The organism is Massilia sp. 9096 (genome assembly GCF_000745265.1).
In the GTDB taxonomy this organism is placed as follows: domain Bacteria; phylum Pseudomonadota; class Gammaproteobacteria; order Burkholderiales; family Burkholderiaceae_D; genus Telluria.
The window spans coordinates 882,519-895,406 of the sequence record NZ_JQNN01000001.1 but is presented as its reverse complement, the minus strand read 5'-3'; the positions used below and the strand labels follow the sequence as shown (position 1 = coordinate 895,406).

Genomic DNA, 12,888 nt, shown 5'->3' with positions numbered 1-12,888 from the left:
ACCTCTGAATCGTGAATGGATGAATGCGAAACGATGGCGGCGTCAAAGCGCCGCGAGGTTCACGGGCGGGCCGCAGCTGGGCGGCAGCAGCAGCGCCGGCCGGTACAGGCACACGTAGGCGGATGCCGGCGCCGCCAGGGCATAGGCGTGCGCGGTCCTGCCCTGCAGCAGCGGCGGCAGGGCGTCGAACGTCGGCAGCTCGTCCAGCAGGACGGTGCAGACGGCGCACGGGTGCGTCTCGGCGTGCTCGTGGCGGTGGCCGGCGGCAGCCACCATGAACAGCGTCAGCGCCACGGCCATGGCGAGCGCGAAGGCGCGCATGCGCCGCTTGGAAACGGTCAGGAACAGCAGATTGGACATGCCTGAGTCAGCAGGACATCAATGGTCGATCGCGGGTCCACGCGCGTGCGCGCATGCGGGGACGCCGGCAGGCGCGCGCGTGGACGAAGAATACGGCGGCGGATCAGGCGCGCGGCGGCGCCTGCGACTCGGGGATGAGGAAGCTGACGAAGGAACGCGACCGATAGACGGCGGCCGGTTCGAGACGATAGCTGAGCACCTGCCTGGGCGGCAGCGCGACCGGATCGACATCGGGCAGCCCGGATGGCAGGTGGTGGGCGAACACGCAGCTCGGACAATTGTCGCCGTAGCCGGCCAGGTCGTCCTTGTGCTGCCCCGACAGCATCAGCTGCAGCGCCAGCAACAGCGCGACCGACAGCACCACGGCCCGGTCGAGCCAGGTCATGGTGCGCAGGGAGCCGCGGAAGTAGCGCAGGGGTTGCATGTGCGTCGGGTCGTGTTGCAAAGCTCGATGAGCAATCCGCGCATCATAACATGGCGTGACGTTCATGCAAGCGGCCCGGAAGCGCCGCCGATCGCCGCCGATCGCCGCCGGCGCGATCCTGTCTCCTATTACTTCTACTAGTCGGAAAAGTCTTTACCGACTTTCGTTTCTTAAATACTATTGCTCTCTCAACCATTACATAATTACGTAACACCAAACGTAATACGAGGAGACCCATGAGCACCAATGAAATCTTCCTGCTGGCGATGCTGCTGGTGTTCGTTGCGCCCTATCTGATATGGCGCCTTGGCCGGACCGAGTACTTCGCGCCGCTGGTCATCGTCCAGATCGTCACCGGCGTGATCCTGGGACCGGGCGTACTCGGTGCCGTCTTCCCCGACTACCACCGGTTCGTGTTCAATCCGGACGTGGTCAAGACGCTCAATGGCATTGCGCAATGGGGCGTGATGCTGTTCGTGATGCTGGCCGGGATCGAGCTGGACCTGAAAAAGGTCTGGACCTTCAAGCGCGAAAGCATGGTCACGGCCGGCCTGTCGCTCGGCACGCCGCTGCTGTTCGGCTGCGCCGCCGCCCTGCTGCTGGTGGCTTATCCGGGCTGGATGGGGCCAAAAGCCGCCGTGTGGCAATTCACCCTCGGCACCGGCATGGCGTGCGCGGTGACCGCCCTGCCCATCCTCGTACTGCTGATGGAAAAAATGGAGATCCTGCGCCAGCCGATGGGCCAGCGCATCCTGCGCTATGCCAGCCTCGACGACGTCGCGATCTGGGGTGTGCTGGCCCTGATCATGCTCGACTGGGAGCGGGTCGGGCGCCAGCTCGGTTTCTTGCTGGCGTTCGCGCTGCTGACCTTCGTGTTCCGCCGCCTGATGGCCGCCCTGGCGCAGAGCGACCGCTGGTTCGTCGCGCTGATCTGGCTGATCGCCTGCGCGTTCGGCGCCGACTGGGCCGGCCTGCATTTCATGGTCGGCGCCTTCCTGGCCGGCGTGGTGATGGACGGCGACTGGTTCGACCAGGAGCAGCTGGATGGCCTGTTCAAGAACGTGCTGCTGGTCCTGATGCCAGTGTTCTTCCTCAGCACCGGCCTGCGCACCAAGTGGGACCTGGGCGGCTATTCGGTCTTTTTCGTGGCCGGCCTTCTCATGGTCGCGTCGGTCGGCGGCAAGCTGGCGGGCGCGCACGTCGCCGGCAGGCTGTTGAAATGGAAGCGCGGCGAAGCCTCGATCATCGGCTGGCTGCTGCAAACCAAGGGCTTGATCGAAATCATCTTCGCCAACATCCTGCTCGACAAGGGCATCATCACCGCCGACACCTTCACGGCCTTGCTCCTGATGGCGGTCGGCAGTACGATGTTCACGGTCCCGGTCGTCGCTCCGAAACTGAACCGGGCCCAGCACGCCGGCCTGGCGCAACAGGCCAGCTCCTGAGCGGAACCGGCACACGAAAAGGCGCATCGCAGATGGCACGCAGCGGACTCACGAAATCGCAGGTCAGGACCACGCGCGAGCGCCTGCTGGCCGAGGGGCGCTACCCGTCGGTCGACGCGGTGCGCCAGGCGCTGGGCGACAGCGGCTCGAAGTCGACCATCCACCGCTTCCTCAAGGAGCTGCGCGAGGAGGAGCAGGAAGCCGGCGGCCTGCGCCGTGAAGACACCGGCAACGCCCTGCACGCCCTGGTCGACCAGCTGGCCGACCGCCTGCACCTCGACGCCGCGGAACGCATCCGCCAGCTGCGCGCCGAACACGAGCACGCCTTGCGCGCGCGCGACGCCGAGCTGGCCGCGTTGCGCGAGACCGTCGCGGCGCTCGAGGCGCGGCTGGCGCAGCAGGCCGCGCAACAAGCTGCACACCAGGAGCAGCAGGCGTTCACGGTGGTGGCCAACGATCCGCTGTGGAGCCTGCACGACCTCGGCCCGGGTGAGCTCGACAATGCGCTCAACGATGCGTTCGACGATACCCCCGGCGCCGCGCTCGACGGCACGCTCAACCACGGCTTCGGCCAGTTCGGCGGCGCGCGGCTCAATGCCCGACTCAATTCGCGCTCGAGCGGGCGCGGGGTGTCGCCGTTCAGCCTGGTCAGCGTCGCCACGCGCTAGGTTTCATGATCTCGGACTGATCGCCGCAGCGGATAGCCGGAACTAAACGTCACGTCGCCAGGCCGGCCGGGGGTACGGCCGGCCCGGCATTCAGATGCGCGTCGAATACAGCGCGTGGTGCGTCAGGATGTACAGCGTCCGTCCGTCCGTCCCGCCGAAGATCAGCTGCAGCGGACGCGCCGGCACGTCGATGCGTCCCGCCGCCTTGCCATCTAGACCGTAGATGAACACCTGGCCGTTGGCCACGTACACCTTGCCGTCCGGCCCCAGCGCCGCGCTTTCGCCGCCGCGGTCGGCCACCTGCTTCAGGTCGGTCAGCGCCCCTTTCTCACCGACCTGGGCGCTGTAGGTGAGGTTGCGCGAGGCGTTGGTGAATACCACGCGCTGCCCGACCGGCGCGTAGACGAAGCCGTGGGTGTCGAGCGTGTCCGACCAGCGGTAGCCGAGGTGGTCGGGCGCGCCGTGGCGCGTCACGCGGAAGGCCGGCAGCACCAGGCTGCCGTCCGCCGACACGTATTCGCGCGCCTTCGGCTTCGCCACGTCGCGCGCGAACATCTCGTCGAGCGTGGTGAATTCGTAGGTGTCCGGGTTCAGCTGGTCCCAGAACTCGCCGTTCTGCCAGAAGTTCACCGGCAGCGCCACGCGCGCGCGCGGGTGCGCGGCCACGGGCGTCGGCGCGATCACCGAGATCTGCGCGCCCGGCACACCCGGCTTGAGCGCGTACACGGTGGCGTCCTTGCCGCTTGACGACAGCACCATCAGGTTGCCGCTGGCGTCCACGGCGAGGTTGACCGGGTCGAGCGGATGGTCGCTGACCATCTGCAGGCCCTCGCCCTCGGCGTAGCTGAAGATGTGCTGGAAGTGGCGGTCGATGAAGTACAGCCGGCCCTTGGCATCCACCGCCGCGCCGGCGATCGAATAGAAGCCGTCTTCCAGCATGTCGACTTTCGGCTGGCCTGGGGCGGTTGGCGCCGAGGTTTGCGCACCCGTGTAGTCGAGTACCGCGAACATGCGCTCGCGCACCTGCAGGCGATGCGTCACGTCGGTGATCGCGTTTTCGTACGGGTACTTGGAAGCGCGCAGGTAGGCGGTGCAGCCGTTCTCGTCGCAGGTCGGGAAGCCGCTCTCGCCGTTGACGGCGACGTTGCGGAAACGGATGTCGCTCGAGTTGGTGACGCGCGCCGCGCTCGGCGCAGGCTTCATCGAACGCGTGACGCGGTAGGCGTGGTAGTTGGCCACCAGGATGTGCTTCGAGTTGCGGATGTCGAAGGACACCGAGTCGGCCCCGTCGCGCACCTCTTCCTCGGTCTGCGGTGCGTGGAACTCCCAGTTCTGCACGCCGTCGAGCACGATCTCGTTGCGGATGTGGTGTTCGGCCGAGAGTTCGTAGACGCGCCCCGGCGTCGTGGTGTTGGTCACGTAGAAGGCCGCCTGCGCGTGCCCGGCCGGCGACCACACGCCGGTAAAGGTGCCGCCACCGCCATCGGTCACCCAGATGCTCGGGTACTGGCGGTCCCACCAGGCGCTGGTGTCCGCGCGATCGCTCTTCTTGTACGGGTCGCCCGGCGCGCCCATGCCCCACTGGACGCGGATGTCGTCCACCAGCGAGCGCTCGCCGGCGCGCCACAGGATGCCGGTGGCGCGCGGATTGACTTCGCCGGTGTTGATGCCGATGCCGGTCACGATGGCGTCGCCGCCCTTCGCGCTTTCGATCAGCGCCTTGGCCGTGCCCACGCCCTGGTACAAGGGCGAGCCGTTCGGCAGGCGCAGCTGGGTCAGGCCCGGATGCAGGCCGATCAGCACCGTGTCCGGTTTCAGGCGGATGGTGTCGTTGACGGCGTAGACGCCCAGCGGCAGGTAGACCACGCGGCGGCTGTCGATCGCCTTTTGCAGCGCGGCGGTGTCGTCGGTCGTGCCGTCGCCCTTGGCGCCGAAGGCGTGCGCATCGGCCCACTCGCTCGTCGGCGGCAGCGGCTTCATCACGCGCGCGTCCGGCGACCTGGCCGGCAGCGCGGCGCTCTGGAAGCGCGTCTCGAAATGCCCGGGTTCGCCCAGGCCGGGCAGCGTCAGGCCGTGGGTGAATTCGCTGACCTGGTAGTCGCGCCCCTTGCCGGCGACCTGCTTGCCGCTGTCGCGGAACTGCGCAAAGGTCGGCACGTTGCGCGCGCTGACGCGCTCGAAGCCCACCTGGGTATAGACGTTGTTCTCGTTGCTGACGATGACGCCGGCTTTCGACACGTTCTCGAAACGCACGTCCTTGCCCCACAACCAGTCGCCGTAGCCGCGGTCGATCTCGATGCCGACCGGGGTGTCGCGGATGTCCGTGTTGGCCAGCGTGAGCGCCGCCTCGTGCTCGCGGATGGCGGCTTCAAGCTGGCCCTCGAAATGCGAGTCGAGCAGCGTGAACTGCCAGGCCGGCGAGGTCTTCTCGGCCAGGATGCCGTAGCGCCCGCCGTAGAACTTCAGGTCGTAGGCGTAGTTGCCGACGTCGTACACGCCGGCCAGGCCGGACCCCATGCGAAAGTCGATGTGCGACAGGTTCGAGTGCTGCGCCGTGTGCATGCGCACGCCGGCGGCGGCCGGGTTGCCGTCGCCGACTTCGAAGTCGACGTTCGACAGCACCGAATAAAACGTCGACGAGTTGGCGTCGCGCACCGGCTTGGCGCCCGGCGTGCCCGGTGCCGGCACGGCGCTGGGCACCGGCTGGGCCACGCCGCCGATGTTGTAGGTGTCGGTGCCGGTGAAGATCACCATGTTGGCCACGCCCTTCTGGAAGCCGGGTGTATTCGGGGCCAGCACCAGGGTCGGGCGGGTCTTGCCGACGCCGTAGACGCGCACCGCGATCGGGATCAGGAGCGTGCGCGTGATGCGGTAGCGCCCCGCCGGCAGGAACACCACGCCCCCCTGGCCTTTGTTGGCGGCGCTGTCGATGGCCGCCTGCAGCGCGTCGCTGTCGTCGGTGGCGCCGTCGCCCTTGGCGTGCACGACGACCGCGCGCGGGTCGGCTGGCATGCTCTGGTAAGCCGAGACGGATGCGGGCGCCGAGCGTGCGGCGGCCTGCGCCGGGCCGGTGGCGCTCGCCGCCAGCGTGGCGGCGGCGAGCGCGAGGACGCGCATTGGTATGAAACGTTGGTTCAATCTGGTCTCCATGATTTTTGTTTTGCGTTGCCGTGCGACTCGACTATGCCACGAACAGCGACAGCAGCAGCACGAAGATGATACCGAACGTGCCGACCAGGGTCTCCATCAGCGACCACGAGCGGAAGGTGTCCTTGAGCGACAGGCCGAAGTACTCCTTGAACATCCAGAACGCCGAGTCGTTCACGTGGCTGCACATCAGGCTGCCGGCGCCGACCGCCAGCACCATCAGGTTGGGGTTGCAGTGGGTGGCCCGCACCAGCGGTTCGATGACGCCGGCCGCGGTCACGCCGGCCACGGTCGCCGAACCGAGGCAGATGCGGATCACGGTGGCCACCGCCCAGCCGAGCAGCAGCGGCGGCACCGGCAGGCTGGCCAGCTGCGCACCGAGCTGGGCGCTCACGCCCGATTCGGTCAGCACCTGTTTCAACCCGCCGGCGCCGGCGATGATCAGGAGAATCGGCGCGATCTCGCGCAGCGCCTCCTGCGCCGAACCCATCACCTGCGCCAGCGTGCGCCCGCGCGCCAGCCCGAGCGTGACCACGGCCACGCCATACGACACCAGCATCACCACCAGCGGGCTGGAGAGAAAGGCCAGCGGCTGCGCCAGCGCCGGGCGCGCCACCGTGACCAGCGTGAGTACACCCAGCATCAGCACCGGCAGCAGCGCCGTGGCGATGCTGGCAAAGGCCCCCGGCAGCTGCTCGTCCGGGACCGGCTCGCCGCGGAAGATTGCCGCCGGCTGGGCGCGGATGCGGGTCAAAGTGGTGGCGAACAGCGGGCCGGCGATGAGCAGCGTCGGGATCGCGACCACGAGACCATACAGCAGCGTCATGCCCATGTCGGCATGCACCGCCGCCACCAGCGCGGTCGGCGACGGGTGCGGCGGCAGGAAGCCGTGCGCGATCGACAGCCCGGCCAGCAAGGGCATCCCGAGCGCCACCGCCGGCCGCCCCGATTGCGCCACCAGCGAGAAGATCAGCGGGATCATCAGCACAAAGCCGACGTTGTAGTACAGCGGCAGCCCGACCACGAAGCCGGTGACGGTCATCGCGATCGGCATCTTGCCGTCGCCCAGCCAGCGCACCAGCGTGATCGCGATGCGCCGCGCGGCGCCGCTGTCGGCGATCAGCTTGCCGAACACCGCGCCGACGCAGATCACCACCACCAGTGAGCCGAGCAGGTCGCCGATCCCCTTCTCGATCGCGCCCGGGATCTTCGAGGCCGGCATCCCCAGCATCAGGGCGGCGGCCATCGCCGCCAGCACGAACGCCAGCAGCGCCTGCACCTTGCCCCAGGCGATCATGACGGTCAGCAGGCCGACCGCCAGCAGTACCGCAAACAGGTTCCACACAGCCGGGGCCCGCTCAGAAGTTCACGCGCACGCCGGCGCGATAGGTACGGCCGATCGCGTCGTAGATGGCGGGATTCAGGGCGAGGCTCAGGTTGGTCTGCGGGACCAGCACCGGGTCGCGGTCGGCCAGGTTGTCGACCTTGAAGTAGGCGGTGGCCTGCTTCGAGATGTTGACCGTGGCGCCGAGGTCGATGTAGGTCGCACCGGGCAGGTGGTTGTCGTAGATGGTCGGGTGCGCGGCGGTCGGTTTCGGGCAACCGGTCTGGCACTCGATGTACTCGTTGCTGATCACGCCGGCGCTGATCCAGCGTTCGGCCAGCGTCAGACTGAGCTTGTTGTCCAGCAGGCCCTCCCACGACTGCGACACCAGCGCCTTCCACTTCGGCGTGGCGCCGGTCATGTTGCCGGCGCCTTCGCTCGGCGTGGTGCCCGGCACGCCCGGATCGGAGATCGAGTGGATCGTGCGCGAGGCCAGGCCGCGCAGCGTGACGCTGCCCGGCAAGCCATGGTCCGCCAGGTTCAGGCGGTAGGCGGTCTCGAAGTCGATGCCGCGCGTGTGCAGCGAGGCGAAGTTGAAGCTCTGGGCCAGCACGTAGTTGGTGCCGGCGGGACCGTTGATCGACACCGCCGAGCAGACCTGCTGGTTGCCGCCGTTGCACAGGTCGACTTCCTGCTGCGGACCCAGCGAGTTGATCACGTTGTTGACCTTGATGTCGTAGTAGTCGACCGACAGGTTGAAGCCGCGCGCCCAGCTCGGCTGGCTCAGCACCACGCCGAACGAATTGTTGCGCGCGGTCTCCGGGACCAGGTTCGGGTTGCCGACGTTGCGCTGCTGGATCTGGATCGACTGGCCGTTGGTGTTGTTGACGGCCTGGTTGGTGACCGTCATCGCCGCGTACAGCTCGGACAAATTGGGCGCGCGCACGTCCTTCGAGCTGACCGCGCGCAGGCGCAGGCCGGAGATCGGGGTCTGCCAGGTGGCGCCGATCTTCCAGGCGCTGGCGCTGCCCGCCGTGCTGTACTTCTCCTGGCGGTCGGCGATGTTCAGGTTGGCTTCGCCCCAGCGGTCCGATTTCAGGAACGGGAGGTTGAATTCGACGTAGGCTTCGCGCACGGTGAAGGCGCCCTCGCCGTTGTGGTAGTTACCGGCGAACCAGTTGTCGCCGCCGGTAGACAGGGTCGGATCCTGCGGGTAGCCGGCGCTGTAGGGTGAGACCGCGCTCACGCCGGCGCCGTACGGGTCGCCGTGCACCGAGTAGGCCTCGCGCCGCCATTCTGCGCCGAAGGCCATCGAGACCGGTCCCGCCCAGCCCTGCGCCAGCTCGCCGTTGAAGTTCGCGCTGGCCACGTTCTGGACCGAGTCGGTGTGCTGCATCGGACCGTTGGCCGGGGCGATGTAATTCCAGCCCGCCGGGTTGATCGGCACGTCGCCGAAGATGTTGATCGGCTGGCAGCCTGCCGCGCGCGCAGTGGCGCTACGGCACACGATCTGGCCGGTGGCCGGGTCGCGCACGGCGTCGATGGCGAAGTTGTAGCGCGGGTTGAGCGTGATGTCCTGCACGTGGATCACGGTGGTGTTCTCGCCGTGCTCGGCGTAGCCGTCGTACGACCAGTCCCTGCCGAACAGCTTGAACTTGCCGTCCGCGCCGACCACGACGCGGCGCTGGGTGCGGGTCGGATGCACGTTGATATTCGCCGGGAACTCGGCGTTGGCGGTGCCGACCTGCATCACGCCGGTCGGATAGCCCGACGCGCAGCCGGCCTGGATCGAGGCCGGCAGGTAGGCGTTGTCGCAGCGGATGTTCAGGTTGCCCTGCTTGGCCGCGCCGGGGTTGGGCGAAAACACCGAGCGCACCTGGGCCCAGTTGCCGGTGACGTAGATCTCGTCGTCCGGGGTCAGGTCCCAGGACACGCGGGTGTAGGCCACTTCGCGCTTGAAGTTCATCGCCAGGTTGGTGCCGGCGCCGACGCTGCCGGCGCGGTCGCCGCCGATGCAGAAGTTGCCGACGCAATCGGTACCATACTGGAAAGGATATGGCGTGCCGCCGGGGCCGAAGGCCGTGCCTTTGAGCGGGCCGTTGGTGATCAGGCCGTACTTGGCATACTGGACGTGCTGGGCATTGTGGATGTACTTGTAGCGCGGCGCGCCGGCCGCCTGCATCGCCGCGCTCGATTCCTGCAGCGCGGGATTGTCGTACCAGGTGCGGCCGTTCGGTCCGACCTGGCCGAAGCCGGGCGAATCGATGCCGTTTTCCTTGGTGAACTCGCCGCTGGCCTCGACGTGCAAGCGATCGTCCAGGAAGCCGCGGCCCCACGCCGCCTGCAGGGTGCCGTTCTTGTCGTCGTGGTACCTGGTCTCGCCGCCCTCGAGGTTCATCTTGAAACCGTTGAACTTCTTGTCGGTGATGAAGTTGACCACGCCGCCGACGGCGTCCGACCCGTACGAGGCCGATGCGCCGCCGGTCACCACGTCGACGCGTTTCACGAGCAGCTGGGGGAACTGGCTGACGTCGGTCACGCCGGTGACGTTGGCGCCGACCACGCGCTGGCCATCGAGCAGGGTCAGGGTGCGGATCGTGCCCAGGCCGCGCAGCGACAGCGACGACAGGCCCTGGATGCCCGAGCTGGTGCTGTAGGTATTGGTGGTGCGGCCGGTCGAGCCCTGCAGGGCCGGCAGCTCGGTCAGGGTGTCGAACAGGTTCGGCTTGGCTGCCTTTTCGAGGTCGGCGGCGCTCAAGCTGGTGGTCGGGGTCGGCTGGGTGAAGCCGCGCGCGGCGATGCGCGAGCCGGATACGACGACGGTGTTGACGCCGCCCGGGTTGGCTGCCGAGGCGGATGCGGTCGTGGAAGCGCTTGCGCTCGCGCCGGCCGCGTCCTGCGCTGGTTCCGTCCTGGCGCCGGCGGCCGCGGGCGCATCGGCCTGGGTCTGCTGGGCGTGGCCGGACATGGACAGGACGCCGCAGGCGCTGGCCACGGCGAGGTTGATCAAGGTACGCTGGTATTGTCTCTGCATGATGTCTCCGTTTTTTTGTAATGAGCGGCGCCGCTGAGCGGTCGCCGGTATGCCGAGTTTTCGGGTTGCGTCGGGTCTGTTCTGGTGTCCTCCGTGATGGCGCGCGCTGGCGCAAAGATGCCGCATGCAAAATGGCCGCTGCAGTGCCGATGCGGCTTGCCTTGCCGAATGTATTGACGATTCGGAATAGTTTGAAATGTATAGATGTTATCGCTAACGTGCAATCACCTTTCTGCCGTAAGCGATATGGATATCGGTATCACTCCAGCGGCGCCCAGAGTGTGGAGAGGCTCGGCGCAGCGATGACGACAGCGCTGATGCGGACGCGCTGGCTGGCTGTCACTGGCCCAAAAAACAACAAAGCCGTCTCGCGACGGCTTTGGAAACGGCATCAGAGGGTGGGACTTACTTCAGCGCCGTACTCGCCTTTACCACCGGCAGCAGCACCGCGCTCTTGCCGGCGTCGCCGTGCTCGATCGACACGGTCGCCTTCTGGTAGTCCGCCGGCTTGGCGAAGAAGATATTCGGCACGAACGTCTGCGGATTGCGGTCGTACAGCGGGAACAGGCTGGACTGGATCTGCACCATGATGCGGTGGCCCGGCTTGAACACGTAGTTCATGGTCGGCAGGCGGAACTTGTATTCCTGCACCTGGCCGGCCGGAATCGCCGACGGCTGCTCGAAACTCTGGCGATAGCGGCCGCGGAAGATGTCCAGGCTGACCGGCAGCTGGTAACCGGCCATCTCCGGCTGTTCGGCCCAGGTCGCAGGGTACACGTCGATGATCTTGACGACGAAGTCGCCGTCCGTCCCCGTGGTCTTGGCGAAGATGTCGGCGAACGGCGCGCCCTGCACGGTCACGGCTTCGCTCAAGACCGGCGTCTGGTAGGACAGCACGTCGGTGCGGGTCGAGACGAAACGCTGGTCCTGCAGCAGCCAGCTGACCCAGCGGCCATGGTCGGCAAAGGCCACCGGCGGGGCCAGGAACGGCACCGGTTTGGCCGGGTCGGACACGTAGCTGTCTTCGCCCGCCGCGGCGCTCTGGAAGCCCAGGCCATTGCCGGCCTGCAGGTACAGCGGGGTCAAGGAGGTGGTGCCGGGCCAGTCGGCGAAGCGGTCCCAGTGGTTTTCGGCCGGGTTGTAGATCATCACCGGCGGCAGCGGCTGGGCAGCCGGCTTGTCCTTCAGGTAGGTATTGAAGAACGGGACCAGCACGTCGTGGCGGAAGTCGGCGGCGGTGTCGCCTTTCCACTTCAGCGGACCCAGGCTCTCTGCCCTGCCGTTGACCTGGCTGTGCGCCCACGGCCCCATCACCAGGTGGTTGTTCGACAGGCCCTTGGCGCGCAGCGCCTCCCAGGTCGTGACGGCGCCGTACATGTCTTCCTGGTCCCACAGGCCCTGCAGCCACATGGTCGGGACCGTCGACGGCTTGGCCGCGACGAACTTGTCGAGCGCCTGGCCCTGCCAGAACGCGTCGTAGGCCGGATGGTTCGACAGGCGTTTCCAGAAGCCGAGCTGGCCGAAGCCGTTCTGTTCGGCCCAGGCGCCGGCCGAACCGGCGTCCAGAAACGCCTGGTAATCGTCGGCGGCGTAGCGCGCCACGTTCTCGCCCTTGCCGGTCTTGCTGGTCTGCGAGGTGAAGTAGTCCAGGTTGACCTGGCGGAAAGCGCCGTAGTGGAACCAGTCGTCGCCCATCCAGCCGTCGATCATCGGGCTTTCCGGCGCCGCCACCTTGAGCGCCGGGTGCGGACCGAGCAAGGCCATGGTCACGGTCCAGCCATCGTAGGACGAGCCGATCATGCCGACTTTCCGGTTGCTCTCGGCGACGTTCTTGACCAGCCAGTCGATGGTGTCATAGGCGTCGGTGGTGTCGTCGGTCTTGCTCGGATTGAGCTTGCCGACCGGCGGACGGGTCATCACGTAGTCGCCTTTCGAGCCGTACTTGCCGCGGATGTCCTGGTACACGAGGATATAACCGTCGTCGACCCACTCGCGGCCTGCCGGCCACAGGGCGTCGCGCAGGTGCGGGATGTTTTCCTTGGCAAAGCCGTCGGCGTTGTACGGCGTGCGCTCGAGCAGCATCGGCAAGCCCGTGGCGTTCTTCGGCACCAGGATCACGGTGTGCAGCTTGACGCCGTCGCGCATCGGGATCATCACCTCGCGCCTCACGTAATCGAAGCCGGCCTGCGGCGCGGCCCATTTGGCCGGGATGTCGCTCCCAAGTTGCAGCATGTCGTCTTTGCTCGCGGCGGCGGGCGGAGGTGGGGCCGCCGAGGCGGTCGTGGCGACGATGGCGGATGCGAGAACGGCGAGAGAAGCGCGATACAACATCAACGATATCCTTTCGAGACACAGCAGGAATGGGCGCGGCGCATCCTTGTGAGGCGCCGGCGTGCGTGAAGCGGTGGCCGTGCGATGGGCGGCCGCGTTCATTCTAGCGCTGAGTCGGGTTGTTATCAGTCAATACACTGCAATTAATTCGAGTT

8 protein-coding genes are annotated in these 12,888 nt (G+C 67.2%); 2 read left to right on the top strand and 6 right to left on the bottom strand.

The genetic code is table 11. The features are described 5' to 3' along the window. Nucleotides 1–42 precede the first annotated feature (42 nt). The gene (locus tag FA90_RS03945) at nt 43–360 is read right to left on the bottom strand and encodes a hypothetical protein (RefSeq protein WP_036166160.1); all 318 of its coding nucleotides are present in this window, start codon (nt 358–360) and stop codon (nt 43–45) included. 103 nt (nt 361–463) lie between these two features. Continuing rightward, nucleotides 464–784: a hypothetical protein gene (locus FA90_RS03940; protein ID WP_036166158.1), complete on the bottom strand. Its 321-nt coding sequence runs from the start codon at nt 782–784 to the stop codon at nt 464–466. Between the two features lie 236 nt (nt 785–1,020). Between FA90_RS03940 and FA90_RS03935 the strand changes: the two genes are divergently transcribed. Both FA90_RS03935 and FA90_RS03930 read left to right on the top strand, forming a co-directional pair. After that, the gene (locus FA90_RS03935; RefSeq protein ID WP_036166156.1) at nt 1,021–2,229 is read left to right on the top strand and encodes a cation:proton antiporter; all 1,209 of its coding nucleotides are present in this window, start codon (nt 1,021–1,023) and stop codon (nt 2,227–2,229) included. Between the two features lie 32 nt (nt 2,230–2,261). Further along, a complete protein-coding gene (locus tag FA90_RS03930) occupies nt 2,262–2,897 on the top strand; it encodes a DNA-binding protein (protein WP_051971389.1) in 636 nt (211 codons plus the stop codon). 90 nt (nt 2,898–2,987) lie between these two features. Here the strand turns inward: FA90_RS03930 and FA90_RS03925 are convergent, their stop codons facing one another. The 4 genes from FA90_RS03925 to FA90_RS03910 all read right to left on the bottom strand — a co-directional run bounded on the left by FA90_RS03925 (nt 2,988) and on the right by FA90_RS03910 (nt 12,634). After that, on the bottom strand, nt 2,988–6,035 hold the full coding sequence (locus tag FA90_RS03925; RefSeq protein ID WP_239700526.1) for a glycosyl hydrolase family 28-related protein: 3,048 nt from the start codon (nt 6,033–6,035) through the stop codon (nt 2,988–2,990). A 43-nt stretch (nt 6,036–6,078) separates the two neighbouring features. Further along, on the bottom strand, nt 6,079–7,389 hold the full coding sequence (locus FA90_RS03920; protein WP_036166151.1) for a gluconate:H+ symporter: 1,311 nt from the start codon (nt 7,387–7,389) through the stop codon (nt 6,079–6,081). A gap of 13 nt (nt 7,390–7,402) precedes the next feature. After that, nucleotides 7,403–10,402 (bottom strand): TonB-dependent receptor domain-containing protein, encoded by a 3,000-nt coding sequence (locus FA90_RS03915; protein ID WP_036166148.1) that lies wholly within the window; start codon nt 10,400–10,402, stop codon nt 7,403–7,405. A 405-nt stretch (nt 10,403–10,807) separates the two neighbouring features. Next, the gene (locus FA90_RS03910) at nt 10,808–12,634 is read right to left on the bottom strand and encodes a CocE/NonD family hydrolase (RefSeq protein ID WP_239700525.1); all 1,827 of its coding nucleotides are present in this window, start codon (nt 12,632–12,634) and stop codon (nt 10,808–10,810) included. Nucleotides 12,635–12,888 lie beyond the last annotated feature (254 nt).